Consider the following 24,792-nt stretch of genomic DNA (forward strand, 5'->3'; position numbering starts at 1 on the left):
TGTTCCTAAACAATGAATTCCTGGCAGGAGTAACTATGAGCGATGGCTCGGCGTGGGCGCCGTTTCGTAACAAGGCGTTCCGTGGCTTATGGCTGGGCGGTGCGCTGGTCAACTTGGCGATCTGGATGCACACCGTGGGAGCGGCGTGGATCATGACCACGCTGACCCCATCCGCCACCATGGTTTCACTGGTACAAACGGCCGTGACCTTGCCGGTGTTCCTGTTTGCCTTGCCGGGCGGGGTGATCGCAGACCGCGTGGATCGCCGAAACTGGCTGATCATCACCCAGTGCATGATGCTGTTCGCCGCCGTGGTCCTCAGCCTCCTTGCATGGACCGCACACCTTGAAGCACTGGGGTTGCTGGCCTTTACCTTTGTGCTGGGTACCGGCAGTGCCTTGGGCATGTCGGCGTGGATGGTGACCATGGTGGGTGTGCTGCCGCGTGACCAGGTGCCTGCAGCCGTCTCCTTGAATGGCATTGCCATCAATGCCACACGGGCATTGGGCCCCGCGTTGGCAGGCGCGTTGATTGCCTACTGGAGCACCACTCTGGTATTCGTGGTGATCGCCTTGTGCATGTTTGTGGTCATGTTGTTTCTGTTTCGCCTGGCACCCGCGCCGCCCGAGTTTGGCTTGCCGCCGGAAACCCTGGCGGGCGGTATGCGCAGCGGGCTGCGCTATATCCGGCATTCGGCGGTTTTATCCAGCGCGCTGCGACAGGTGTTGGTGTTCACCAGTTGCGCCAGTGCGTTATGGGCATTGATGCCGTTGGTTGCCAAGCAGGAGCTGGGCATGGATGCCGGTGGTTACGGCCTGCTGATGGCATTTCTCGGCGCTGGCGCGGTGTTGTCGGCCATCTGCCTGCCAAAGCTGTACCGAACCTTGAGCCTGCGACGCCTGATCGTCTGCGGTGTGATCGCCTTCAGCGCCGCCACCCTCAGCGCAGCGTTGTCGCATAACCGCGCGGTGGTCTGCGCCATGATGTTGTTGGCAGGTTTTGGCTGGATGGCAGTCAACGCGACCATTTCCACGGTTGTGCAGACCTACGCGGCCAACTGGGTGCGCGCGCGCGTGGCCTCGGTGTACGTGCTGACGTTGATGGGCGCCATGGCGGCCGGTGGCGTGCTATGGGGCGCACTGGCCGAGTACGTGGGGCTCGAGCAGAGCTTGCTACTGGCGACACTGTTGTTGATCGGCGGGCTGATGCTCACTCGCAAGGGGCAGTTCGAGCTGGGCCAGGAAGCGGATTTCGCCCTGGTGGCCCTGACCGAAAAACCCCTGCTGACCGCTACGGTCGCCCACGCCGACGGACCGGTGTCGGTAGAGATCGTCTATCAGGTCACGGATGCGCAGCGCGCGGACTTCCTGAACAGCGTCTACGCAGTGGGCAAGGCGCGTCGGCGCAACGGCGCGCAGAACTGGCGGCTTTACCGCGACATGGCGCAGCCGCAGCTGTATGTCGAGCGGTTTACGGTTGAATCCTGGCTCGACTATTTGCGCCAGCAGTTACGCGTCACACAGGCGGACCACGCCCAGGAACGCCTGATAGAGCGCTATTGCTGTGAAGACCTGCAGACGCGTCGGCTGATTTACCAGCCGCCCTTGGCGTCGGTCAGCGATGCGTAGGAAAATTCCCAGATAAAACTTTCACGTAGGGTTTCATTCTCAAGCTAGAATGCCAGCAATCTTTGGTTACCTGGACTGGGCATGGACTCTTCCGACGTCAACGACAGCACTAAATTGGGCACAGCGGTTACCGTCAAGCCGGTTTCCAACGCCATACGTATCCTGCGCTACCTCAGCCAGGTCGGCACGCCCGAACGTTCGGTGGACATCGCCCGACAATTGGCAATCAACCCCAGCACCTGCTTTAACATCCTGCGCACGCTGGTGCAGGAGGATGTGGTGGATTTCAGTGCCATGTCCAAGCGCTACTCGGTCGGCCTGGGCCTGGCGCGGTTGGTGGAACAGCAAGTGACCCAGGGCCATCGTGTGCAGATGGCCAAGCCGCTGCTGCAGAACCTGGCCGCGCGCCTGCGGGTGACGATCACCCTGTGGCGCCGCACCAGCCCGGATCGGATCGTGATCGTCAGCTCCGCCGCCAGCCCGACCGACGTGCGCATCGACATGGCCGAAGGCCAACGCTTGCCACTGCTGATGGGCGCCAGCGGACGCATGTTCGCGACCCAGATCGACATGGAAGACCCTCTGGTGCAGAGCGGTTACGAGACCATCCGCTGGGCCCGACCGTTGCCGCTGGCGACTTATCGCGAGGAGGTCAAACTGGCGGCCGAGCGCGGCTGGGCCATGGACGACGGGCATTTTTCGGTCGGCATCCTGGCGGTGGCGGCGCCGATCTATTCGCCGTCCGACAGCATCGACTTCACCGTCTCGGCCGTGATGTTTCGCGGGCAGCGCGACGAGGAAGGCCTTGCCGAACTGGGCAAGGCGTTGATCGAGTTCTGCGGCGAGGTGGCCTGCGTGCTGTACTGAGGCGCGCGGTTACTCGCGCACCAACAGCAAACTGCCACCCAGCGGGCCGCCGCCGGCAGCCACGGTGCTCACCTCGTGGTCGCGCGTCTGCCTGCCCTCGGCGCGCCCCCACAGTTGCTGGCAAGCCTCATGCACATAGCCCAGGCCATGGGTTCGGCCAGCGGACAGTTGGCCGCCATTGGTGTTGATCGGCAGGGCGCCCTCCAGCGCGATGCGGGTACCGCCCTCGACAAACGCGCCGCTTTCACCGGTGGGGCACAGCCCCAGCGCCTCCAGCCAGATCAGCGTCAGAATCGAAAAGCCGTCATACAGCTGCGCAGAGCCGACATCCTGCGGGGTGTAGTCGGTGCGCGCCCACATCATCTGGCCGACATCGAACGCGGCCATCTTCGTCAGCGAGATCTGGTCCCACGACCAGGGCTGGTTGAGTGCCGCGCCCATGGCCTCGATGCGGATAGGGCGGTTGGGCAGGTCCTTGGCAATGTCCCGCCGCGACAGCACGATGGCCGTGGACGCGTCGCAGTGCACGTCACAGTCGAACATACGCAGCGGTGACGAAATCATCCGGGACGCCATGTAGTCATCCATGCTCATTGGCGTGCGGTACACCGCCTTCGGGTTGCGCATGGCGTTGCGGCGGCAGGTCAGGGCAATTTGCGCCAACTGCTCCGGCCGGGTGCCGTACTCATGAAAATGCCGTTGCGCATACAACGCCATCAAGTTGATGCCTGACTGCACGTTGAACGGGGTAAACCATTGCCACGCGAAGCTGCTGTCGCGGCCCTGGGTCTTGTTGGTCAAGGCTCCGGCTTGTTTGTCGACCACGCGTGCCGAGGCCTCGGTGATGGTGCGAAACACCAGCACGTGCTTGCACAGCCCGGCTGCAATCGACATGGCGCCGTTGATCACCCCGGCGAGCGGCCCCGGGCCTTCATAACCGCCGCCGAACCAGTTCACGTTAAGGCCCAGCGCGTTTTTCAATGCGCTCGGGCCCACCGGCGAGAATGCATCGCCGTTGTTGTTGTCGCCCGGCCAGCAGGCCACGCCGTCGATGTCACTGCGCTGCAGGCCAGCGTCGGCGATCGCTTCAAGGCAGGCGTCGACCGTCAGGCGCATGGCCGACAGGCTCGACGGTCGGCCGACTTCGGATTGGCCGACGCCGGTGATTGCCACGTCTTTTTCATACCGATGATCGAACATCATTGATCCTTCTCGAACAGAGGCAACCACACATCCTCGATATTGAGGAAGCTGACCCGCACCGGCATGTCGATGTGCACTTCATCAACTGGCATGCCCACCACATTGCTGACGAACTGCAAGCCGGCCTGTTCCACCAGTTCGATGATCGCCACCACATACGGCACCTCCAGCCCCGGCGTCCAGGGTTGGTGGTTGACGGTGTAACTGAGCACCTTGCCCTTGCCGCTCACCGCCCTGGGCGCCACGTCAAGGCTGGCGCAATGCGGGCAAAGTGGGGCGGGCGGGTGAAAGTACAGGCTGCACGCCGCGCAATGGTGAGCGAACAAGGTGCCCTGTTCACCGCCTTGCCAGAAGGCGCGGTTATCGGCGTTGAGTGCGGGAAGTTTTCTAGGCATGACGTAGTCCGCTGCGAAGTGTTTGACTCGAAGTCGTACGGTATCATTTGAACATATTTTCGAAAAGTGTCATATATTCGCCGTAGTGAATGTGCGAATCGACTGTTCGCGCACTAAAAACAACAAGAGGATTGCGCTATGTCCCAGCCATTACAGGGCAAGAGGATAGTCGTCACCGGTGGGTTCGGTGTGTTGGGCAGCACGCTGGGCAAGTATTTACTGGCGCGCGGTGCGCAGGTGGCCTTGCTCGATCGCAGTGAGGCACCTGCCACGCTGTTGGACACACAAGGCTTGCTATGCCTGGATGGGGTAGACCTGACGTCGGCAGCGTCGGCCGGCGTTGCCTTTGAACGGGTCGCCGCGCAGTGGGGCGGCATTGACGGCCTGGTCAACGTGGCGGGCGGCTTCGCCTGGGAGACGGTCGAGGAAGGGCAGTTGGAGACCTGGGACCGCCTGTACCAGATCAATCTGCGCACTGCCGTGGTCAGCGCCCAATCGGCGCTGGCGCACCTGGTGGCGGGCAACGCCGCGCGCATCGTCAACATTGGCGCGCTGGCCTCGGTCAAGGCGTCGGCCGGCATGGGCGCGTACGCCGCCTCCAAGGCCGGCGTGGCACGCTTTACCGAAGCCCTGGCGGAAGAACTGAAAGACCGTGGCGTGACCGTGAATGCGGTGTTGCCGAGCATTATCGATACACCGACCAACCGCGCCGATATGCCCGACGCCGACAGCAGCCGCTGGGTTACACCCGAGGCGCTGGCAGCGGTGGTGGCGTTCCTGTTGTCGGATGACGCGGCAGCGGTGACCGGCGCGCTGTTGCCGGTGAGTGGCCGCGTATGAGGCTGGTGACCTACACCGATGCCGAGGGCATTGATCGCGCGGGAGCCTTGTTCAACGACGATCAGCAGGTGCTGGACCTGCAACGCGCCTACCGCGCGGTGCAAGGGCGTGACAGCGCGGCGCTGGGCAGCATTCTCGGGCTGGTGGAGGCTGGCGAGCCGGCGTTGGAGCTGGCGCGTGGCCTGCTGGCCAAAGCACCGGCCGACGCGGTGCTGGAGCGTGCCCATGTGAAGCTGCGCGCGCCGATCCAGCCGCCACCGCAAATGCGTGACTGCTCCTGCTTCGAACTGCACCTGCGCCAGAGCTTCGCCGCAGCCCGTCGCGCGCGCGCCCTGCGTACCGACGACCCAGAAGCCACCTTGAAAGCCATGAACACCCGCGCCGATGACCGCGTGATCGAGACCTTCAACAAGCAACCGATCTACTACAAGGGCAACCGCTTTGCGGTGGTCGGTATCGATGATGAATTCCAATGGCCGAGCTTCACCCGGGCGCTGGATTTCGAGTTGGAGTTCGGCTGCTACATCGGCAAGCGTGGCAAGGACATCAGCCGCGAGGCGGCCCGCGGACACATCGTCGGCTACACGGTTTTCAACGACATGAGCGCCCGCGATGCCCAGGCCCTGGAAATGCCCGGGATGCTCGGGCCGGCCAAAAGCAAGGACTTCGATACGGCGAACATCATGGGCCCGTGCCTGGTCACCGCTGATGAGCTGGGCGACCCCTATGACCTGAACATGATTGCCCGGGTCAATGGTGAGGAATGGGGGCGTGGCAATACCCGTGACATGCGCTGGCAATTTGAAGATGTGATCGCCCACGTTTCGCGTGATGAAACGCTTCACGCCGGTGAGTTCCTGGGTTCCGGCACCGTGGGTAACGGTTGCGGCCTGGAGCAGTTGCGGTATCTGAAACGCGGTGATGTGGTTGAGCTGGAAATTGACGGTATCGGCGTACTGCGTACCCAAGTGGGCCTAAAGCCTGCCCAGTGAAAGCGGATTCGAGTGATTTCACCCACAAATTGTGCGTGAATTTAGTATACGCAAATCTGAAAAGTGTCTTATATTATCTTGCGGCTTACCGCCGTGAAGCCAAGAGTAGGAGGCAAGCATGCTAACAATAACAAGCCCCGTGTTGTCTGATGGAACCAAGGTCTCTGACCTCATCTACCCCTCCAGCCGTGAAGTACAGATGCGCGTGTTGTCTGACCGCGAGATTTACGACCTGGAGATGGAGAAGATCTTCGGCAAGATTTGGGTGCTGCTGGGGCACGAGTCGGAAATTCCGAATTCCGGGGATTTCATGGTGCGTGACCTGGGCTCCGATTCGGTCATTGTTGCGCGCGGCAAAGAAGGCGAAGTCTTCGTCACGCTTAACGTCTGCCCGCACCGTGGTATGCGCATCAGCACCGCTGACTGCGGCAACACGCAAATTCATAAATGCATCTATCACGGCTGGGCCTTCCGTCCCAACGGTGACTTCGTCGGTTCGCCGGTCGAGCGCGAATGCATGCACGGCAAGATGCTGCCCAAGGAAGAGCTGGGCCTGAAGAAGGCCCGGGTCACGTTGTACGGCGGCCTGGTATTCGCTACCTGGAACATCGACGGGCCTTCGTTCGACGAGTTCCTCGGTGACGCCAAGTGGTATTACGACATGCTCTTTTGCCGTTCGGACAAGGGCATGGAAGTGCTTGGCCCGCCGCAGCGCTTCGTGGTCAACGCCAACTGGAAAACCGCCGGCGAGCAATCGGCTGCCGATGGCTTTCACACCCTGACCCTGCACCGCTGGTTGGGTGAAGTGGGCAACTATGCCAAGAAAGGTGAAGGCGAGACCGCCGACCTGAGCCCGGAGATGATCGGCGTTGAGATCAGCTCGCCCCATGGCCATGCGCTGCGCTGCATCGACCTGGCGCGCAAGATCAAGCGCCTCACCGGGCTCGATCCGGCGGAGTTGAGCGTGGAGCAGAAACTCCAGGCACTGCCTCCGGCCGGCATGACCGCCGACATGGTTGAACAGTTGGCGCGCAACCTCAGCGAGGATCAACTGAAAGTCCTCACCACCATGCCCCCGCAAGTGGGTGGGATGTTCCCGAACATTCTCTTCGGCTTTGTCTACATCCCGCAGCCGGACGGCAGCGTAGTCGGCTCCATGACCTTGCACGCCTACGTGCCGCGTGGGCCGAACCAGCTGGAATTCGTCAACTGGGTGTTCGCCGAGAAGGACGCTTCGCCGGAACTGCGCGACAAAATGCTCAAGCAGACCATTCAGCTGTTCGGCACGTCGGGCATGGTTGAACAGGATGACTCCGACACCTGGCCGCACATGACCCTGGCCGCCAAAGGCGCCATGGGCCGCAAGAGCACGCTCAAATACCAGGCCTGCTTTGAAACCGGTGCGCCGGAAGGCTGGCCGGGCCCAGGGATCGTCAACGAAGGCTTCACCAAGGACGACACCCAATGGCACTGGTGGTTGTACTGGCATGAATTGATGACGGCTTCGGACGAGCAGTAAGCCCGTGCCAGGCGGCGCGGCCCTTGCAGGCCGCGCTCGCTGGCAGCGCTCTCTATCAGCACAACAATAACAGTGAGGAAATGACTCATGGCTCAGGTTCAACAACGCGGCGAGGAAGACATCCAGCCGGGTTCTCCGGTGGGCACCAAACGGGTGCCGGTGGGTTCGCCGATCTATAACGACGTGGTGACCTTTCTGTACGAGGAAGCCACGCTGCTCGACCAGATCCGCCTGCAGGAATGGTCCGAGCGCCTGGATACCGACTTGGTGTACACCGTGCCATTGCGCCAGACGCGCCTGGCCGCAGAGCTGAAAACCACCATCGTGCGTACGGTGCAGCATTACCACGACGATTATCGTTCGATCATGGGCCGGGTGTTGCGCCTGTCCGGCAAAAGCGCCTGGGCCGAAGATCCGCCCTCGCGTACGCGTCGTCTGGTGACCAACGTGTTCGTCGAGGAAACCGCCAAGCCGGATGAGTTCGTGGTGACCAGCTATCTGCTGCTGACCCGCAGCCGCTTCAAGGACACTCATGTCGATGTCATCAGTGGCGAACGTCGTGATGTGCTGCGCCTGGGTGAAACCGGGTTCAAGCTGGCGCGCCGTGAGGTCATTCTCGACCAGGCGGTCTTGGGTACGCCAAACCTGGCGGTGTTTCTCTAAGGCACAGGGTCAATGCACAGGGAGTGCATTGACCGCTTGCAGCCATGCCTGGTCGTCGGCGCACAGGCGTTCTCGTCGGTCGCTGAAATCCAGGGTCGAACCTTTTATCCGCAGGGCCTGTTCGGCCCTCACCGCCTGCTGGCTGTAACACCGGTTGCTGTTCTCGGCGTGTGCCTGGTCATCGAGGTTGAATGCTCGGCCCATCGAAATCAGCGTGCAACGCCGCAACAGCAGCGCCGCCTCTGCGGCTTCTTCGTTAAGGGTCGCCAGCGCCCAGCGCGCCATGCCTTCACGCAAGTTGACACCGGCGTAGGGGGAGGGCCCTTCGATCAGGGTACCGTTGACTTCCCAGACCAGTTCCTCATGGTTATCCCGTACCAGCGTGGGGCGTGTACGCTGATTGACGCGGCGGTCCACCTGGATGTCATAGCGTCGCGCGGTGGTGCCGCGTGCTGCGGTGGCAATGGCCAGGCCGGCCAGATCGAGCAAATGGGTGCACTGATGGCTGGCGTCGGTTTGCCGGGTGACCGAATGCGCCACGCGATCCAACGGCATGCCAACCAACTGCTGTAATTGGTCGCAAGCCTGCGGGCACATCGAGTACGGATACCGCAGCGCTTCGCCACCGATGGCGATGACTGTGGCGTCTGCATGCCGGACCCAAACGCGAAAGTGGTGAAAGTCGTCTTCCAGGGCGGCGCGCACTTCACCAGAGCCATGGCGGCGGCTGGCGATGATATCCACGCGGCGGCGAAATGCAGTCATCCTCAATATCCTTTGTACTACAGCTGTTCAGGCGTAAGAAATCGGTTATATTTGAACACTATAACCAAAAATGTTCACTAAAAACAAAAAATGGAGTGGCTCATGGCACTGCTAACCGAACAGGTCGCGCTGATCACTGGCGCAGGGGGCGGCATTGGCCGCGGTATTGCGCTCAATTTCGCTAAAGAGGGGGCGGCAGTCGTGGTGGCGGAGCTGGATGTCGCCAGTGGCGAAGCCGTTGTCGCCGAGCTCAAGGCCCTGGGCGCCAGGGCGGTGTTCATCAAGACCGACGTGTGCGTCAAGGCGCAGGTCGAGGCGGCCGTGCAGTTGGCGGTGGATGAATTCGGCGGCCTGGATATCCTCATCAACAATGCCTTCGCCCCCACGCCCAATGTTCTGTTGGAAGACAAGACCGATGCGATGCTTGAACAGACCTTGGGTTCCACCGTGTGGGCGGCCTGGTGGGCGATGCGTGCCGCGCTGCCGCACATGAAGGCGCGCGGCGGTGGCAAGATCGTCAACTTTTACTCCATCGATGTTGAAATCGGCGCCTGGCTGCATGGCGACTACAACACTGCGAAAGCGGCGATCGTCGGGCTGACGCGCAGCGCGGCATCGGAGTGGGGACGCTTCAATGTACGCGTCAACGCCATAGCGCCGACCGCCATGGGCGCGACGTTCCACAAGCTTGCGGCGGAAAACCCGGGTTTTGCCGAAATGTCTGCCTCGATGCGTCCATTGGGTCGCTGTGGCGAGCCAGAGGCTGATATCGGCCCGGCCGTGGTCTTCCTGGCGTCGGAGATGTCGCGCTATATCACTGGGGAAACCATCCACGTGGACGGTGGGCTGCATTTGCCCGGCTACAACTCCCGCCCCAAAGCGGTGCCGGTGCGGGAATACTGAGCCTGGCGCGATAAAAATAGCGCGGCGAGTGCCGCGCTTTTTCTGATGTTGCCGTAGCGCCTATTTCTTGGAGACCACGATAGATGTGGTTTCCAGGTCCCAGGTGGTCGCGGTCTTGCCTTCGTCCCGCAGCAAATACTTGAGCACCCGGCCCTGAGGGTTTTTCGGCAAGCTGCTGCGAAACTCGATGTAGCGCGGCAGGGCATAGTAAGGCACCGAATCCGTCGCCCACTGGAACAGATCTTCGGGCTGCAGCGCTGCGCCTTCATGCAACACCGCCGTGACTTTCACATCGTCCTCGCCCTTGTCGGATGGCACCGCGTGCACCGCCACTTCCGCCAGTGCAGGGTGAACCGCGAACGCAGCTTCCATCTCGAAGCTGGAGATGTTTTCGCCACGGCGCCGCAGGTAATCCTTTTTGCGGTCGACGAAGTAGAAAAAACCCTCGTCGTCGAACTTGCCGATGTCGCCGCTGTGGAACCACATGTTGCGCATCAATTTTTGGGTGTCTTCGGGACGCTTCCAGTAACCCTGGAACATGATGTCCGGGCGCAGCGGGCGTACCACGATCTCGCCGGCGCAGTTGGCAGGCAACTCCTGGTCGAATTCATCAACGATGCGCACGTCAAAGTCGGCAATGCGTTTGCCTGACGAACCCGGTGCGGCGTATTCGCCGGCCGCCAGGGAAGTGATCACGCACGCTTCGGTAAGGCCGTAGCCATTGCCGCCAACCAGCCGCGTGCCGAAACGTTCGCGCCAGAGCTGCTTGGTCTCTTCGGTGTAAGGGTTGCCACGTGCGGTATGGATCTGCCCGACGCAGCGCAGCATCGCATCGTTATCCGGCGCTTGTGCCAGCAGGCCGCCCATGCCGCCGAGGATCGAGGCGATGGTGGCACCCGAGCGTTCCACTTCCGGCCAGAAGTTCGACACCGAGAACCGTGGCAGGATTGCCGCCCGCGCACCCACCAGGATGCTGGCAATGATCGACACGCACAGCGCGTTCATATGGAACAACGGCAGCGGGGTGATGGTGATGTCATCGGCGCTGGCCGGCCCGGCACGCAATTGCAGGCGCGCCAGGTTGCACATGAAGTTGTAGCTGATCATGCAGCCCTTAGATGCGCCGGTGGTGCCGGAGGTGTAGATCAGGCAGGCAAGGTCGGATGGCTGCGGTTTGGTCGGCAGCGGGGTGGCATCGTGGCCACGAAACGCATCCAGCGGCGCGATGCGAATCCGACAGTCTGGAGCGTTCTGCAGCAGGCCGCGATGGAGAATGTGGTGCACGTCATGCAGTTGTTCCGCCAGCGGTGTGATACGCGCCAGGTAAGCGGCTTCGCAAATCACCACCGAAGTGCCGGTATCGGCGATCTGATGTCGCAGAAATTCGCCCTTGAGCGCCGTGTTGATGGGCACGCTGACAGCGCACAACTTGTTGATCGCGAGCCAGGTGGTTACCGCGTCGATGTTGTTGTCCAGCATCGTCAGTACGGTTTCACCGGCCTTGACCCCCAGCACCGTGAGCGCATTGGCCATTTTTGTGGAAAGTGAGTCAACCTCGGCATATGTGTATAACTCACCACTGAAATCCAGCAATATTTTGTCTGGATGCCTCGCCACTGCACGTTCAAGCGCATCGATGACCGTGTCTCGATCTCCGACGGCCCAGGTCTCGGGATTTCCAGTGCTACCCATATCGGTTCTCCGTTTAGGCGCCCGCAGCGAAGGGGTTACCTGATTTTATTTTGGTGAAAGAATTTGATTCTAAATACAAACTAATAAAATGTCTTTAGGAATAAGTTGAACATGTTGTGTTATTTATGCACAGATCCTGTGCTAATGTTGGCCATCTTTTCTCTTCATGAGCCTGCCAATCCATGCCAAAAACTGCGCCGCAGAAAGCCGAAACGCCTAAGCCAGCTGCGAAAACCCCAAAAATTAAAAAAGCCGCAGTGGCAGAAGCGGCTCCCCGTGCGGTCAAGCCCGTCGAGCGGCGCGCCGGGAACAAAGCCGTGTCCGGTGCACCGGTCAAGCCGAACCGGCGCTCGGAAGAAACCATCGCGAATATCCTCAAGGCCACTGAAGAAGTGGTGTTGATGTCCGGCGCCGAGCGCATTTCGATTCTCGATGTGTGTCAGGTCGCGGGGGTTTCGCGGGGGACTTTTTATCGGTATTTCGCCTCACAAGAAGACCTTTTGGACACGTTTTCGCGACACAAGCGCGAAAGCTTCCACAGTTCGCTGTCCCAGGAACTGGGCCCGATCACCGACCCCGAAGCGCGCCTCAACGCCTTGTTCGCTTACCTCGACAATTACCTGGAACAAAGCCGGGCACGACGCCTGCTGGTCGTGGCGCCGGATTACGCCCTGGGCTTCTTCCGGCGAATTTTTCATGACTCGATCGTGCGTTTTCAGGACGGCCTGAGCATCGTGTTCGACGATTGGGACGACCGGTTGGGCGTTCGCCTGGACCGGGAGTTGGTCTGTGAAATGATCATCCGCTACGTGCTCAGCGAAATTCTGGTGCCGGAAGCGGCAGGGCGGCGTCTGTTCCCGATCCGCGTGAAAAAACTGCTCGGGGCCTTGATCATGGGCTCCACGTCGCGCACCCGCCGTTAAACCCCGCGTTTTTCCCGCACCACCTTTAGAGCCCCCGAATTTCGGGGGGCTTTGTGTTTCTGCATGGCTGACTAATCGCAATCTTAAGCGGCGTTTTTTTCGATTCGCGGGCAATTGCGTGTGCTTTTTCTTTGCTTCTCACGCCGATCGAGCGCTCTGGCTCGGGCGTTCGGACGCCTGATTGAAATTAATATGAACAGTTTTTTGATTTATGCTCAAATTAAATTTAAGCTCAAGCCTTAGCAGCGAGCCGTACGGCTGCCCCTTTTCGCGGCAGACCGACCTTGTCGCGTGAAGGCACCGCGCTAATCCCCAACAAAAAGTGCCAACTTCGAGGTACCTAGACATGCTCATCGATCTCCACGCTCATGCTCCCCATCCGGGCTACTACAACCAGCACCCGCACTGGGGGCCTTTCTTCGAGCAACATTCCGACGGCGATATCAAACTGCGTGTCGGGGACTGGATCCTGGGCCTGGGCTCGCCTGAGCGCAAAGCCGCCGTACGTTCCGGTAACGGGCCAAAGCTTGAAGAGTACCTGTCGCGCTGGGCCGATCCGAAAGTGCGCCTGGCCGGCATGGACAAGGCGGGGCAAAACCTGCAAGTGGTGTCCGTCCCGTCCCATTGCTACATGTACTGGACGGAAGCCGAGTTCGCGGTGCCGTTTGCGCGCACCGTCAATAACACCCTGGCCGAATACTGCTCGGCCGCTCCTGACCGCCTGATGTTCTGGGCGCATGTGCCATTGAATTCGCCCGAGGCCGCAGCCGCCGAATTGCGCTATGCCTGCACCGAGTTGGGAGCCAAAGGCATGGTTGCCGGTGGCGCCAACTTTGGTGGCCTGGAGTTCGACTCGCCGGAACTCGACGTGGTCTGGAGAACTCTCTGCGACCTCGACCTGCCGATGTTCATCCACGGCTACAACCAGTCGGTCACCTGGGGCAAGAACGCCAATGACGACCGCTATGAAACGACTGCCATCGTCGGCATGCAGTACGACGAGAGCCGCTGCTTCTGGAACCTGATCTGCGGTGGCGTGCTCGACCGTTTCCCTAATCTGAAGGTGTACATCACCCACGGTGGCGGTTATGTGCCGTACCAGTTGGGACGCCTGGCCAAGACCAACGAAAACCTCGACGTCAAATTCAACAAGAAGCCGCTGCTGGAATACATGAAGAACTTCTACTTTGATGTCGAGCTGCATGAAGTGCCGATGCGCCAGGCCCTGGTCGACATCATTGGCGCCGACCATGTGCTGTACGGCAGCAACTTCGGTGGTAGCGATGCGGTGCGTCACGACCTGACCGACGGGCTGCGTCTGTCGGATTCCGACCTGCGCAAGATCCGCTATGAAAATGCCTGCCGCCTGCTGCACCTGGATCCCGCCAAGTTGGGCAAGGTAGGTGCCTGATGAAGCTGGCGCGTTGTGAATATTTCGCGTCCGGCGTGTTCTGGGCCGTGGTGGATGTTGCGCAGAACGAAGTGACGCCGATTTCCGGTGAGTTCAAGGATTGGGCGCCGGCGGTGGCTGCAGGACGCGGGATCAGCTCGGTGCGCATTGCCGGCCCTGCGTTGCCGCTGTCCAAGGTGCGCTTGCTGCCGCCGATCGAGCCGGTCAATCGCGTAGTGGTCGCGGGCGCCAATTACGCCAAGCACTTGGTGGAGTTCGGCTTGGGGGCACCGGCTCAGCCGGTGGCCTTTCTCAAGGCCTACGGCGCACTGATCGGCGCCCATGATCCGATCCGTTTTCCGCCACTGACCGAAGAGCTCGATCACGAAGTGGAATTGGTGGCGGTGATCGGCACCCATGAAATCGATCTGGAAGACCCGCTGGCCTGCGTGCTGGGTTACACCGTTGGCAATGATGTCAGTGCCCGCGACCTGCAGCGCAGCGGTGCGGCCGGGATCGGCATGGATTTATTCGCGGCCAAGAGCCAGGACCAGACCACGGGCCTCGGCCCCTGGATCGTCACCAAGGACGAGTTCCCTGAGGGCTCGCCCAAGCTGCGCCTGACGCTGAAGGTCAATGGCGAAACGCGCCAGGACGGCTCGACCGCCGAAATGACGTGGGATGTAGGCCAGTTGATTCGCTTTGTGCAGCAGCGCTCCAGCTTTGCCTGTGGCGACGTGCTGTTCACGGGTTCACCCGCAGGCGTCGGCATGGGCACCGGGTTGTTTCTTAAAGAGGGCGATGTGGTGGAGGCCAGTGTCGAAGGCATTGGCACGTTACGTAATGTTGTCGGGCGAAAAATCCACGCTTAATCGAGAGACAAAAATGAACGCCAAACAAGAAAAAATAGTGGTCGTCGGTGCCGGTTTGATGGGAACCGGTATCGCACACGCGTTCGCCAGTTCGGGTTTTACAACGCTGCTGGTCGACACCAATGCCGCCTCGTTGACCCAGGCCCGAGCGAGTATCGAAAAAATCCTCAGCGACGGCGTGCGCCTGGGCAAGGTCAGCGAAGAGCAAGCCAAGGCTTCTCTGGCGAACCTGCTGACCGGCGGCGACTTGAGTGAAGCCGCCGCCGGCGCAAACTGGCTGGTGGAGACGGTCTCCGAGCAACTGGCGGTAAAGAAGGCGGTGATCGGCCTGGCGGCACCGCTGCTGGCGCCGGATGCAATCATTGCAACCAACACCTCGGCGCTCAGCGTCACCGAGATTGCCGCCTCAATACCGGGCGCCGAACGGGTGATCGGCATGCATTTCTTCAACCCCGTGCACAAGATGAAGCTCATCGAGCTGGTACGTGGCCTGGCGACCAGCGATGAGGTGGTGGCCCGCACGCGCACCCTGTGCGATCAGTTGGGCAAAACATCGATTGTGGTCAATGAGTCCCCGGGGCTCACCACCAGCCGTATGTCGGCCCTGCTGGGCAATGAGGCGATGTGGATGCTGCAGGAAGGCACCGCCACCGCCGAAGACATCGACACCGCGCTGCGCCTTGGCTTCAACCATCCCATGGGGCCGCTGGAGTTGGGCGACCTGACGGGCTGGGACACGCGGTTGTCAGTGCTGCGCTACTTGCACCAGACCCTCGGGGAGAAATTCAGGCCGTGCCCACTGATCATCAAAATGGTCGCGGCCGGGCGCCTGGGGCGCAAGACCGGGCACGGGGTTTACCGCTACGAAGAAGGTAAGCCGGTCGCGGGTTCCGGGCTCAAGGCGAGTGCGCTATGAACGACATCGTGATTGTGGATGCGGTGCGCACGCCTATCGGCCGGTTTCGCGGCGGCCTGGCGGGGGTGCGTGCCGATCACCTCGGTGCGTGGGTGATCGACCAGTTGCTCAAGCGCAATGATCTGTCACCGACGTGCGTCGACGACGTGATTTTTGGCTGTGTCACGCAAATTGGCGAGCAATCGGCCAACATTGCCCGTACCGCGTTGCTTGGGGCTGGGTGGCCGGTGACCATTCCAGGGCTGACCATTGACCGCAAATGCGGCTCCGGTGAAGTCGCAGTGCACCTGGCGGCCGGTATGATTGCCGCAGGCTCTGCCGACATCGTGGTGGCGGGCGGCGCGGAAAACATGAGCCGCGTGCCCATGGGCAGTAACCGCGAGATCCACGGCGAGGCATTCGGTTGGATGGCAGCGCAGCACTATGAACCGACCAGCCAGGGCGAGGCCGCCGAGCGCATTGCCGACAAGTGGGCGCTGAGCCGCGAAGCGCTGGATGCGTTTGCCTTGGCCAGCCAGCAGCGCGCGGCCGCCGCGAGCGATGCCGGCCATTTCGATAACGAAATCGTCGGCGTACCTGTCGAGGCATTGCGGGAAAAGGCGCTGGAGGAGCCTGCCACGACGCTAAGTCGCGACGAGACCATTCGTCGTGATACTTCGCTGGAAAAACTCGCGACTCTCAAGACCAGCTTTCGCCCGGAAAGCGGGCGTATCACCGCCGGCAATTCGTCGCAGATCAGCGACGGCGCCGCGGCCCTGCTGATCATGGGGGCCGATACTGCGCGTCAGCTCGGGCTCAAGACACGGGCGCGCATCGTGGCCTTCACCACGGTGGGCTCGGACCCGACGCTGATGCTCACCGGGCCCATCGCCGCGACCCACAAGGTGCTCGCCAAGGCCGGGTTGAGTCTTGCGGATATCGACCTGTTCGAAGTCAATGAGGCGTTCGCCTCGGTGCCGCTGGCCTGGATGCAGGAAACAGGTGTGCCCCACAGCAAGCTCAACGTCAATGGCGGCGCGATTGCCCTTGGTCACCCATTGGGCGCCAGTGGCGCGAGGTTGATGACCACCTTGCTCAACGAACTTGAGCGACGTGGCGCGCGTTACGGTTTGCAAGCGATCTGCTGCGCCGGTGGCATGGGTACCGCCACCATTATCGAACGGCTCGACTGAGGTGGCGCGCCTGCCGCTGATTACGTTGGAGGCGATGCCGGCTGCGTTGCAGGAGGCGGTCGCGCGCGGCCGGCAAAGCCGCATGCTCAGCGCCATCACCCCGGTGCAAGTCTGGGCTCACCGGCCTCGGGCAGCCCTGGCCTGGCTGGGGTTGATGGAGGCCCTGCACAGTGAAAGCCTGCTGGATGAGCGCTTGCGGGAACTGGTGCGGCTGAAGATTGCCAGCATCACCACCTGTCAGGCCTGCCGGCTGGCGCGCAAGTCCGACAGCGTTACCGAGCAGGACATTGTTTGCATGAACTCGGACAGCGCGCACTTCACACCCGCTGAACAGGCGGCACTTGCCTACGCCGAGCTGTTCGCCGGTGACTACCTGGCTATCGACGATACGCATTTTGCCCAACTGGCTATCTTCTTCTCGCCGGAGCAGGTGGTGGAGCTGGGTATGTTCTGTGCGTTGATGTTGGCAGGCGGACGTATGACCGTCGTTCAACAAGCTTACTGATTGCATTTGGATGTGAAACTGATCAATTATCGAAAAAGCGTCCATATATTCGCGCGCAGTCCGGCTGCCGTCGCCTGATAGCGACCTGACTGCGATCAGCCTCAAACAATAACGACAAAAATGACGGAGATGCTCATGTCCACACCTGCACAGAGTGACCTGACCAAGGCATTCAACGATGTCGCCAGTAATTACCGGGGTACCAGCGACATTGACCTGCACGCGACTTACCGCGACATGCGCGCAAACTCCCCGGTGCTCCAGGACAACTTCATGGCGCGTTTGGGTGTGCCGACGATTGCCGGTCTGGACGCCAGTCGGCCCACCTTTACCTTGTTCAAATACGACGACGTCATGGCCGTGATGCGCGATGCCGGGACGTTCACCAGCGGGTTTATTGCCGAGGGCCTGGGCGCATTCTTTGATGGTTTGATCCTTACCGCGATGGACGGTGATGCCCACAAGAATGTCCGCAACCTGCTGCAACCGGTGTTCATGCCAGAGACGGTCAACCGCTGGAAAGAAACCAAGATCGACCGCGTCATTCGTGAGGAATACCTCAAGCCCATGGTGCCGGCCAAGGGCGCCGACCTGATGGACTTCGCGCTGTATTTCCCGATCCGCGTGATCTATTCGCTGATCGGCTTTCCCGAAGACCGCCCTGAACAGATCGAGCAGTACGCCGCCTGGGCATTGGCCATTCTCGCCGGCCCCCAGGTCGACCCGGAAAAGGCCGCCGCCGCACGCGGTGCCGCGATGGAAGCGGCCAAGGCGCTTTACGATGTGGTCAAGACGGTGGTGGCTGAGCGCCGCGCCAACGGCGCCACCGGCGATGATTTGATCAGTCGCCTGATCAATGCCGAGTACCAGGGCCGGTCCCTGGACGATCACGAAATCGCCACGTTCGTGCGCTCGTTGTTGCCAGCTGCCAGCGAAACCACGACGCGCACCTTTGGCACCTTGATGTCGTTGCTGTTGCAGCACCCGGATGTGCTGGAGCGCGTACGCAACGATCGCAGCCTGGTCAACAAAGCCATCGATGAAGCGGTGCGGTTTGAGCCGGTGGCCACGTTCAAGGTACGCCAGGCCGCCAAGGACCTGGAGATTCGCGGTGTGGCGATTCCCAAGGGCGCCATGGTGCAGTGCATCGTAACCTCGGCGAACCGCGACGAAGACGCCTTTGAACGAGCTGATACCTTCGATATCGATCGCAAGGCCAAGCCCTCGTTTGGCTTCGGTTTTGGCCCGCACATGTGCATCGGGCAGTTTGTGGCCAAGACGGAGATCAACTGCGCGCTAAATGCCATTCTTGACTTGATGCCGAACATTCGCCTTGACCCGTCCAAGCCTGGGCCGCAGATCGTGGGGGCGCAGTTGCGCGGGCCGCATTATCTGCATGTGTTGTGGGATTGACCGACGTACACCGGATCATACTGTGGTAGCTGGCTTGCCCGCGAAAGCGGCCTCTAGGTCGACCGGGATGTGACTGATGCCCCGCGACCCACCTGTGGGAGCGGGCTTGCTCGCGAAAGCGGTCTTACAGGCGAGCAGGTCACTTGCCGGGTGTAAACCGTATCAAAAGGTGGGAGCTGGCTTGCCTGCGATGGCTGTGTGTTGGGCGCCAGAGCTATCGGTCGGAGTACATATCCGTTTCTGCGGTAATGGCCTCTTTTGGTTCCGCCCTTACGGCGGGTCACTTTTGGCAACCGCCCGGAATGCCGGCCCAGCCAAAAGTAACCAAAAGGTCTTCGCCCCACCACTCGGTACCTCGGCCAGCGTGGTTGACGGGGCGCTCTAGATCAAAATCAAGAGCCAGCCAAACGCTTGAAAAACTGCATTAAATGAACACAATTAAAAAAAGTGTTTAATTAATGCAGATCCTGCTCTATCATTCAGGCACAACAACAAGCCCGAATGCGAAGGGGAAAAACAATGAAAGTTGAAGATCTGATTCTCGTCAGCGTCGATGATCACGCGATTGAGCCGCCGAATGCCTTTGCCCGTCACATGCCTGCGCGCTTCAAGGGGCGTGAGCCTCATGTGGTCAAGAAGGGCGACCGTGATGTGTGGGTGTTCGAAGAGCAGGCCACCGGTTACATGGGGTTGAACTCTGTGGTTGGCCGGCCGAAAGAGGAATACGGCATGGAGCCGCTGGGCTACGACCAGATGCGTCGTGGTACCTGGAATATCAAGGACCGCGTCGACGACATGAACGCCAACGGCGTGCTCGGCTCATTGTGCTTTCCTACCTTCCCGGGCTTTGCCGGGCAGCGTTTCCAGGTGCATGCCGACCGCGATGTGTCCCTGGCCGCGATCCAGGCGTACAACGACTGGCACTTGCACGACTGGTGCAATGCCGCACCGGGGCGTTTTATCCCGTTGATGATCGTGCCGTGGTGGGACATGAAAGCCGCCGCTGCCGAAGTCGAGCGTCTGGCCAGGCAGGGCGTGCATGCACTGTCGCTGTCGGATAACCCGGCGATTCACGGTTACCCGTCGATCCACAGCGATTACTGGGACCCGTTGTGGAAAGCCTGCAGCGATAACAAGGTGGTTATTTGCTGCCACATCGGCACCGGCGTCAAAGCCAATCACGCCTCGGACATGTCACCGATCGACGCCTGGATCACCTCGATGCCGATCTCCATCGCCAACTCGGCGGCGGACTGGATCTGGGCGCCGATGTGGAAGAAATTCCCCGATCTGCGCATGGCACTCTCCGAAGGCGGCATCGGTTGGATTCCATACTTGCTGGAGCGTGCGGACTTCACGCACCGCCACCACAACGCATGGACCAACTCCAACTTCGGCGGGAAGATGCCCAGCGACATCTTCAACAAACATTTCGTCACCTGCTTTATCGAAGACAATTTCGGTCTGCAGAACCTCAAATACTTGAACACCGAGATGGTCACCTGGGAAAGCGACTACCCGCACTCCGACTGCACCTGGCCGAACTCGCCTGAAACCGCGTGGGAAGGCTTGCAGCACTTGGATAAAGAGATGATCGACAAGATCACCCACTTGAACGCGATGCGCGAGTTCTCCTACGACCCGTTCTCGATCCATAAGCGCGAAGACTGCACGGTCGCCGCGCTGCGGGCCAAGGCGACTCACGTCAGCATCGAACCGGCCCTGGGCCTGGGCGGTGCCGACCACGGTCGGCAAGACAACAAGCCGGTGACATCCGGCGACATCAACGCGATGTTCGCCGAAGCTGACGCGCAAACCGCGTTGTAAGTTGCCGCTGCTCCCACCGTCGCCCACCAAGGGCGGCAGTGGGGCGGTAGAGGTTCCGTGGTCGCCTCGTTCGAGGCGGTCGCGCTCGTGTTCAGCGTAAGAGAACGCATATGCCCATCAGCCAATTTTCCTACAGTAGTATTCCTGCCGAAGCCGAGGCGCTTCGCGCAAGCGTCCGCGCCTTTATTCATACGCACCTGGCCGAATACCCGAATACCTTGCGGGCGGAATCCTGGATGGGGTTCGACGCGGCTTTCAGTCAAAAACTCGGAGCCCAGGGCTGGGTTGGCATGGCCTTGCCAAAGGCATATGGCGGGGCGGCGGCCGGGCCCTTTGCCCGCTACGTGATCATCGAGGAGCTGCTGGCGGCCGGGGCTCCGGTTTCGGCGCACTGGATTGCCGATCGGCAAAGCGGTCCGTTGATCAATCGCTTCGGTACCGAGGCGCAAAAACAGCATTACCTGCCGGCTATCTGTCGCGGCGAAAGCTACTTCTGTATCGGCATGAGCGAGCCCAATTCGGGGTCGGACCTGGCGTCGATCAAAAGCAGCGCGGTGCGTGACGGCGACAGCTGGGTGCTCAATGGGCAGAAGGTCTGGACGACCAACGCTCACCATTCGCACTACATGATCGCTCTATTGCGCACCGGGGAAAAACAGGCGGCGCGCCACGAGGGCATGTCGCAATTTATTGTCGACCTGAGCCTGCCGGGCATCACGATCCGGCCGATCCGTGACTTGGCTGGCGGTGAGCATTTCAATGAAGTGTTCTTCGACAACGTGCGCTTGCCGGTGGATGCCCTGATCGGCAGCGAGGGCAAAGGCTGGGACCAGGTCACCGCCGAGTTGGCCTTCGAACGCAGCGGCCCGGAGCGTTTTCTCAGTTGCATCGCGCTGTTGAAAACCCTGATCGATGCGGTGGGCAACCATCCCGACGCCTTGCAGTCGCGGGAGATCGGCCGAATGTCGGCCAAGCTGTTGACCCTGCGCAATATGTCGCTTTCGGTCACTGCCCAACTGGCGGCGGGGGCGCAACCGACGTGGGCGGCCTCCTGCGTCAAGGACCTGGGGAATGCCTTCGAGCAGGAAATCCCCGAAGTGGCCCAGTTGCTGTTGGAAACCGAACCGCGCCAGGACGGTGGGAGTGAACACGCGCGAGTGCTGGCCTACCTGACACAAATGGCGCCGTCATTCTCATTGCGCGGCGGCACGCGTGAAATTCTGCGGGGCATCATTGCCCGTGGCTTGGGGTTGCGATAATGCGCGAACTATTTGAATCGACAATTGAACGCCTGTTGGCCGACCTGGCGACGCCCAGTTATGTGATGGCGTGTGACGGCGGCGAATGGCCTACGGCGTTGTGGCAAGCCCTGGACGAATCCGGCTTTACCTTGGCCGGCGTCAGCGAGGCGCTCGGTGGCGCCGGTGCCAGCTGGTCCGATATGTACGTGCTGGTACGTGCGGCCGGGCGTCATAGCGTGCCGGCGCCACTGGCTGAAGCCCTGCTTGGCAACTGGCTGTTGAGCGAGGCCGGGTTGGAAGGGGTCGCGGGGAGCTTGAGCATCGCGGCCGACACCGATTTGCTGCTCGACGATGATCGGGTATTCGGCTCGGCGTACGCGGTGCCGTGGGGCCGTCAGGTTGAAGCGCTGGTGGCGGTGGCGACCCAGTCGTCGTCCGGCAAGCCGAGCGTGGTGCTGTTGAAGCGCAGCGATGCCAGCGAGTTGACGCTCAGCTTGAATATCGCCGGTGAGCCCCGCGACGACCTGGGCTTTACCGGTGCCCAGGTGCTGGCGCAGGCAGCCTTGCCTGAGAGTTTTGCCGGCAACGTACTTGAACTGGGCGCCGCCATGCTGCGTTCGGCGCAGATTGCCGGGGCGCTGCACGGCTTGCTGGACATGACCGCCAACTATGCCCGCGAGCGCCAGCAGTTTGGCAAGGCGATTGGGTCGTTCCAGGCTATCCAGCAGCAACTGGCGGTGTTTGCCGAACAGGCCGCTGCTGCCGGGATTGCTGCCGAAGCGGCGTTTGCCGAATCAGGCGACGGGCTGGCCGAATTGACTATCGCTGCAGCGAAGATCAGTACCGCCGAGGCGGCCGGCATAGGCGCCGGCTTTGCTCACTCCGTGCACGGCGCCATCGGTTTTACCGAGGAATACCCTTTGCACTTGCTGACCCGCCGGCTATGGGCGTGGCGCAGCGAGGCAGGCTCGGCCAGCCTCTGGAGTCAACGTCTGGGCCAGCGCATCTGCCAGGGTGGCAGCGATGGGTTCTGGCCGTTGCTGACCGACCATGGCAGGCAACCCTTGTGCCCATCCGGGAGTGATGCATCATGAAGCCGTTTCTGCAGATCGAGCGCGACGGCGGCATTGTCACCGTGCGCATGGACCATCCCGACACCCGCAATGCCTTGACGACCCCCGAGCAGATCCAGGAGTTCGTCGAGCTGTGCAGCCAATTGCGCCGCGACCAATCGGCGCGGGTGATGATTCTTACCGGCAATGGCAGCGCTTTCTGCGCCGGTGGCAACGTCAAGGATATGCATGAGCGCGGCGGGATTTTCGCCGGCTCACCCTATGAACTGCGCAATACCTACCGCGATGGGATTCAGCGCATACCCCTGGCGATCTACGAGCTGGATATCCCCGTGATTGCGGCCGTGAACGGTCCGGCAATCGGCGCCGGCCTTGACCTGGCGTGCATGTGCGACATTCGCCTGGCTTCGACCTCGGCGGTGTTTGCCGAGAGTTTCGTGCGCTTGGGGATCGTTCCGGGAGACGGCGGCGCCTGGTTGCTGCCGCGGATCATCGGCATTCCCAAGGCCAGCCTGATGTCGTTCACCGGCGACGCCATCAATGCCGTCAAGGCCCAGGAATGGGGGCTGGTGGAGCAAGTGTGCACGCACCAGACCTTGATGGCCGAAGCGCGCTCGCTCGCCGAACGGATTGCCAGCAACCCGGGGCATTCGTTGCGCTTGTGCAAACGCCTGCTCCGCGAAGGCCAGCATATGCGCCTGGACTCCTTGCTGGAGCTGTCGGCCGCGTACCAATCGCTGGCTCATCACACCGAAGACCATCACGAAGCCGTGTCGGCGTTTGTCGAAAAACGCGCACCCGACTACCGCGACCGTTGATGGCTTATCGACCCAATTCTGGAGACTGACAATGCGCAGTGTTTTTCGCGAAGACCACAGCATGTTCCGCGACCAAGCCCGTCGGTTTGTCGATCGCGAGATCGTGCCCTACCTGCATGAATGGGAAAAGGCCGGCATCGTTCCCAAGGAAGTCTGGCTCAAGGCTGGGGAAACCGGGCTGTTGTGCTCCACAGTGCCTGAGGAATATGGCGGCCCCGGTGGCGATTTTGGCCACAGCGCCGTGATGATCGAGGAGCTGGCGCGTGCCAACGCCACGGCAGTGGGTTTTACCACTCACTCGGAAATCGTCGCGCCGTACATCGTTGCCTACGGCACCGAAGAACAGAAGCAGCGTTGGTTGCCGAAAATGGTCAGTGGCGAGCTGATCGGCGTGATCGCCATGAGTGAGCCGGGAATCGGCAGTGACCTGCGCTCGATGCGCACCCTGGCGCGCGCCGACGGCGATGACTACATCGTTTCCGGGCAGAAGACCTTCATCACCAACGGCGGCAACGCCGGGTTGATGGTCACCGCCACCAAGCTTGACCTCAGCGCCAAGGAACTGACCCTGATCTGTATCGAGGAGGACCGTCCAGGCTTCGCCAAGGGGCGCCTGCTGGAAAAGATCGGCCTCAAGGGCCAGGACACCGCCGAGCTGTTTTTCGATGAGGTGCGCGTACCCGCAGCCAACCGCCTGGGCGAGGAAGGGCAGGGCTTCAAATACCTGACTCACCAGTTGGCCTGGGAACGCTTGATCATTGCCATCCGGGCCGCGCAGTCGATCGACACGTTGCTCTCGGAAACCATCGAGTACACCCGTGAGCGCAAGGTATTCGGCAAGCCGGTGCTGGACTTCCAGAACACCCGCTTCAAGCTGGCCGAGGCCAAGGCGCAATTCACCATGTTGCGTGTGTTTGTCGATGATTGCCTGGCCAAGGTCATGCGCGGCGAGCTGGCGCCGGATGTCGCGGCGATGGCCAAACTGCTGGGCTCGGAAATGCAGGGCAAGCTGCTCGACGAGTTTTTGCAACTGCACGGTGGGTACGGGTTCATGAGCGAGTACAAGATCAGCCGGGCGTGGGTGGATGCCCGTGTCGCGCGAATCTACGGCGGCACCTCGGAGATCATGAAGGAGATCATCGGGCGGACCCTGTGACACCAGATGATGCAGCCAC

23 protein-coding genes are annotated in these 24,792 nt (G+C 61.2%); 19 read left to right on the plus strand and 4 right to left on the minus strand.

The window, feature by feature from the left end; translation table 11 throughout:
* Nucleotides 1-35: 35 nt before the first annotated feature.
* Together ACUN0G_RS11570 and ACUN0G_RS11575 are read left to right on the plus strand one after the other, a co-directional pair.
* Nucleotides 36-1,628 carry an MFS transporter gene (locus ACUN0G_RS11570; protein ID WP_445573461.1) on the plus strand — a complete coding sequence of 531 codons (1,593 nt, stop codon included), beginning with the start codon at nt 36-38 and terminating at the stop codon, nt 1,626-1,628.
* A gap of 81 nt (nt 1,629-1,709) precedes the next feature.
* Nucleotides 1,710-2,495, plus strand: a complete 786-nt coding sequence (locus tag ACUN0G_RS11575; RefSeq protein ID WP_445573462.1) for an IclR family transcriptional regulator — start codon at nt 1,710-1,712, stop codon at nt 2,493-2,495.
* Nucleotides 2,496-2,504: 9 nt separating this feature from the next.
* On the opposite strand, the gene ACUN0G_RS11580 is transcribed toward ACUN0G_RS11575, so the two are convergent.
* Entirely contained in the window at nt 2,505-3,695 is a 1,191-nt protein-coding gene (locus tag ACUN0G_RS11580) for a thiolase family protein (protein ID WP_445575548.1), read from the minus strand.
* Nucleotides 3,695-4,093, minus strand: a complete 399-nt coding sequence (locus ACUN0G_RS11585) for a Zn-ribbon domain-containing OB-fold protein (protein ID WP_057023728.1) — start codon at nt 4,091-4,093, stop codon at nt 3,695-3,697. Before ACUN0G_RS11585 ends, ACUN0G_RS11580 begins: the two co-directional genes overlap by 1 nt.
* 138 nt (nt 4,094-4,231) lie before the next feature.
* Here ACUN0G_RS11585 and ACUN0G_RS11590 point away from each other — a divergent pair, with 138 nt between their 5' ends.
* The 4 genes from ACUN0G_RS11590 to ACUN0G_RS11605 all read left to right on the plus strand — a co-directional run bounded on the left by ACUN0G_RS11590 (nt 4,232) and on the right by ACUN0G_RS11605 (nt 8,107).
* Nucleotides 4,232-4,933, plus strand: coding sequence for an SDR family NAD(P)-dependent oxidoreductase (locus ACUN0G_RS11590; RefSeq protein WP_445573463.1), 702 nt, complete (start codon nt 4,232-4,234; stop codon nt 4,931-4,933).
* Nucleotides 4,930-5,925, plus strand: a complete 996-nt coding sequence (locus ACUN0G_RS11595; protein WP_445573464.1) for a fumarylacetoacetate hydrolase family protein — start codon at nt 4,930-4,932, stop codon at nt 5,923-5,925. The genes ACUN0G_RS11590 and ACUN0G_RS11595 overlap by 4 nt, the downstream gene beginning before the upstream one ends.
* A 118-nt stretch (nt 5,926-6,043) precedes the next feature.
* Nucleotides 6,044-7,444 carry a Rieske 2Fe-2S domain-containing protein gene (locus ACUN0G_RS11600; protein WP_445573465.1) on the plus strand — a complete coding sequence of 467 codons (1,401 nt, stop codon included), beginning with the start codon at nt 6,044-6,046 and terminating at the stop codon, nt 7,442-7,444.
* A gap of 87 nt (nt 7,445-7,531) precedes the next feature.
* Nucleotides 7,532-8,107 (plus strand): aromatic-ring-hydroxylating dioxygenase subunit beta, encoded by a 576-nt coding sequence (locus tag ACUN0G_RS11605; protein WP_057023732.1) that lies wholly within the window; start codon nt 7,532-7,534, stop codon nt 8,105-8,107.
* A 9-nt stretch (nt 8,108-8,116) separates the two neighbouring features.
* Here ACUN0G_RS11605 and ACUN0G_RS11610 read toward each other — a convergent pair whose 3' ends face one another.
* The gene (locus ACUN0G_RS11610; RefSeq protein ID WP_445573466.1) at nt 8,117-8,872 is read right to left on the minus strand and encodes a DUF2889 domain-containing protein; all 756 of its coding nucleotides are present in this window, start codon (nt 8,870-8,872) and stop codon (nt 8,117-8,119) included.
* Nucleotides 8,873-8,974: 102 nt separating this feature from the next.
* Between ACUN0G_RS11610 and ACUN0G_RS11615 the strand changes: the two genes are divergently transcribed.
* Entirely contained in the window at nt 8,975-9,775 is an 801-nt protein-coding gene (locus tag ACUN0G_RS11615; protein WP_057023734.1) for an SDR family NAD(P)-dependent oxidoreductase, read from the plus strand.
* 60 nt (nt 9,776-9,835) lie between these two features.
* Here ACUN0G_RS11615 and ACUN0G_RS11620 read toward each other — a convergent pair whose 3' ends face one another.
* On the minus strand, nt 9,836-11,467 hold the full coding sequence (locus ACUN0G_RS11620; RefSeq protein ID WP_057023735.1) for an ATP-dependent acyl-CoA ligase: 1,632 nt from the start codon (nt 11,465-11,467) through the stop codon (nt 9,836-9,838).
* Nucleotides 11,468-11,649: 182 nt separating this feature from the next.
* Between ACUN0G_RS11620 and ACUN0G_RS11625 the strand changes: the two genes are divergently transcribed.
* The 12 genes from ACUN0G_RS11625 to ACUN0G_RS11680 all read left to right on the plus strand — a co-directional run bounded on the left by ACUN0G_RS11625 (nt 11,650) and on the right by ACUN0G_RS11680 (nt 24,773).
* On the plus strand, nt 11,650-12,390 hold the full coding sequence (locus tag ACUN0G_RS11625; RefSeq protein ID WP_057023736.1) for a TetR/AcrR family transcriptional regulator: 741 nt from the start codon (nt 11,650-11,652) through the stop codon (nt 12,388-12,390).
* Between the two features lie 346 nt (nt 12,391-12,736).
* The gene (locus ACUN0G_RS11630; protein ID WP_057023737.1) at nt 12,737-13,801 is read left to right on the plus strand and encodes an amidohydrolase family protein; all 1,065 of its coding nucleotides are present in this window, start codon (nt 12,737-12,739) and stop codon (nt 13,799-13,801) included.
* Nucleotides 13,801-14,652, plus strand: coding sequence for a fumarylacetoacetate hydrolase family protein (locus ACUN0G_RS11635; protein WP_057023738.1), 852 nt, complete (start codon nt 13,801-13,803; stop codon nt 14,650-14,652). Before ACUN0G_RS11630 ends, ACUN0G_RS11635 begins: the two co-directional genes overlap by 1 nt.
* A gap of 13 nt (nt 14,653-14,665) precedes the next feature.
* Nucleotides 14,666-15,568: a 3-hydroxyacyl-CoA dehydrogenase gene (locus ACUN0G_RS11640; RefSeq protein WP_445573467.1), complete on the plus strand. Its 903-nt coding sequence runs from the start codon at nt 14,666-14,668 to the stop codon at nt 15,566-15,568.
* Complete coding sequence (locus tag ACUN0G_RS11645) at nt 15,565-16,740, plus strand: thiolase family protein (RefSeq protein WP_445573468.1); 1,176 nt, start codon at nt 15,565-15,567, stop codon at nt 16,738-16,740. Before ACUN0G_RS11640 ends, ACUN0G_RS11645 begins: the two co-directional genes overlap by 4 nt.
* A gap of 1 nt (nt 16,741) precedes the next feature.
* A complete protein-coding gene (locus ACUN0G_RS11650) occupies nt 16,742-17,245 on the plus strand; it encodes a carboxymuconolactone decarboxylase family protein (RefSeq protein WP_172833423.1) in 504 nt (167 codons plus the stop codon).
* A 135-nt stretch (nt 17,246-17,380) separates the two neighbouring features.
* Nucleotides 17,381-18,658 (plus strand): cytochrome P450, encoded by a 1,278-nt coding sequence (locus ACUN0G_RS11655; RefSeq protein ID WP_445573469.1) that lies wholly within the window; start codon nt 17,381-17,383, stop codon nt 18,656-18,658.
* Nucleotides 18,659-19,177: 519 nt separating this feature from the next.
* Nucleotides 19,178-20,485 carry an amidohydrolase family protein gene (locus ACUN0G_RS11660; protein WP_057023742.1) on the plus strand — a complete coding sequence of 436 codons (1,308 nt, stop codon included), beginning with the start codon at nt 19,178-19,180 and terminating at the stop codon, nt 20,483-20,485.
* Nucleotides 20,486-20,595: 110 nt separating this feature from the next.
* Nucleotides 20,596-21,744: an acyl-CoA dehydrogenase family protein gene (locus tag ACUN0G_RS11665; RefSeq protein WP_057023743.1), complete on the plus strand. Its 1,149-nt coding sequence runs from the start codon at nt 20,596-20,598 to the stop codon at nt 21,742-21,744.
* Nucleotides 21,744-22,820, plus strand: a complete 1,077-nt coding sequence (locus ACUN0G_RS11670; protein WP_445573470.1) for an acyl-CoA dehydrogenase family protein — start codon at nt 21,744-21,746, stop codon at nt 22,818-22,820. The genes ACUN0G_RS11665 and ACUN0G_RS11670 overlap by 1 nt, the downstream gene beginning before the upstream one ends.
* Entirely contained in the window at nt 22,817-23,617 is an 801-nt protein-coding gene (locus ACUN0G_RS11675) for a crotonase/enoyl-CoA hydratase family protein (RefSeq protein WP_057023745.1), read from the plus strand. The genes ACUN0G_RS11670 and ACUN0G_RS11675 overlap by 4 nt, the downstream gene beginning before the upstream one ends.
* 31 nt (nt 23,618-23,648) lie before the next feature.
* Entirely contained in the window at nt 23,649-24,773 is a 1,125-nt protein-coding gene (locus tag ACUN0G_RS11680; protein ID WP_445573471.1) for an acyl-CoA dehydrogenase family protein, read from the plus strand.
* The last annotated feature ends 19 nt before the right edge of the window (nt 24,774-24,792 follow it).

It is taken from the genome of Pseudomonas sp. 32A (genome assembly GCF_052682255.1).

Excerpts from the sequence above, each read along its gene's own strand:
- ACUN0G_RS11570 (WP_445573461.1), top strand. The coding sequence starts at position 36 with ATGAGCGATGGCTCGGCGTGGGCGCCGTTTCGTAACAAGGCGTTCCGT.
- ACUN0G_RS11575 (WP_445573462.1), top strand. The coding sequence starts at position 1,710 with ATGGACTCTTCCGACGTCAACGACAGCACTAAATTGGGCACAGCGGTT.
- ACUN0G_RS11580 (WP_445575548.1), bottom strand. The coding sequence starts at position 3,695 with ATGTTCGATCATCGGTATGAAAAAGACGTGGCAATCACCGGCGTCGGC.
- ACUN0G_RS11585 (WP_057023728.1), bottom strand. The coding sequence starts at position 4,093 with ATGCCTAGAAAACTTCCCGCACTCAACGCCGATAACCGCGCCTTCTGG.
- ACUN0G_RS11590 (WP_445573463.1), top strand. The coding sequence starts at position 4,232 with ATGTCCCAGCCATTACAGGGCAAGAGGATAGTCGTCACCGGTGGGTTC.
- ACUN0G_RS11595 (WP_445573464.1), top strand. The coding sequence starts at position 4,930 with ATGAGGCTGGTGACCTACACCGATGCCGAGGGCATTGATCGCGCGGGA.
- ACUN0G_RS11600 (WP_445573465.1), top strand. The coding sequence starts at position 6,044 with ATGCTAACAATAACAAGCCCCGTGTTGTCTGATGGAACCAAGGTCTCT.
- ACUN0G_RS11605 (WP_057023732.1), top strand. The coding sequence starts at position 7,532 with ATGGCTCAGGTTCAACAACGCGGCGAGGAAGACATCCAGCCGGGTTCT.
- ACUN0G_RS11610 (WP_445573466.1), bottom strand. The coding sequence starts at position 8,872 with ATGACTGCATTTCGCCGCCGCGTGGATATCATCGCCAGCCGCCGCCAT.
- ACUN0G_RS11615 (WP_057023734.1), top strand. The coding sequence starts at position 8,975 with ATGGCACTGCTAACCGAACAGGTCGCGCTGATCACTGGCGCAGGGGGC.
- ACUN0G_RS11620 (WP_057023735.1), bottom strand. The coding sequence starts at position 11,467 with ATGGGTAGCACTGGAAATCCCGAGACCTGGGCCGTCGGAGATCGAGAC.
- ACUN0G_RS11625 (WP_057023736.1), top strand. The coding sequence starts at position 11,650 with ATGCCAAAAACTGCGCCGCAGAAAGCCGAAACGCCTAAGCCAGCTGCG.
- ACUN0G_RS11630 (WP_057023737.1), top strand. The coding sequence starts at position 12,737 with ATGCTCATCGATCTCCACGCTCATGCTCCCCATCCGGGCTACTACAAC.
- ACUN0G_RS11635 (WP_057023738.1), top strand. The coding sequence starts at position 13,801 with ATGAAGCTGGCGCGTTGTGAATATTTCGCGTCCGGCGTGTTCTGGGCC.
- ACUN0G_RS11640 (WP_445573467.1), top strand. The coding sequence starts at position 14,666 with ATGAACGCCAAACAAGAAAAAATAGTGGTCGTCGGTGCCGGTTTGATG.
- ACUN0G_RS11645 (WP_445573468.1), top strand. The coding sequence starts at position 15,565 with ATGAACGACATCGTGATTGTGGATGCGGTGCGCACGCCTATCGGCCGG.
- ACUN0G_RS11655 (WP_445573469.1), top strand. The coding sequence starts at position 17,381 with ATGTCCACACCTGCACAGAGTGACCTGACCAAGGCATTCAACGATGTC.
- ACUN0G_RS11660 (WP_057023742.1), top strand. The coding sequence starts at position 19,178 with ATGAAAGTTGAAGATCTGATTCTCGTCAGCGTCGATGATCACGCGATT.
- ACUN0G_RS11665 (WP_057023743.1), top strand. The coding sequence starts at position 20,596 with ATGCCCATCAGCCAATTTTCCTACAGTAGTATTCCTGCCGAAGCCGAG.
- ACUN0G_RS11670 (WP_445573470.1), top strand. The coding sequence starts at position 21,744 with ATGCGCGAACTATTTGAATCGACAATTGAACGCCTGTTGGCCGACCTG.
- ACUN0G_RS11675 (WP_057023745.1), top strand. The coding sequence starts at position 22,817 with ATGAAGCCGTTTCTGCAGATCGAGCGCGACGGCGGCATTGTCACCGTG.
- ACUN0G_RS11680 (WP_445573471.1), top strand. The coding sequence starts at position 23,649 with ATGCGCAGTGTTTTTCGCGAAGACCACAGCATGTTCCGCGACCAAGCC.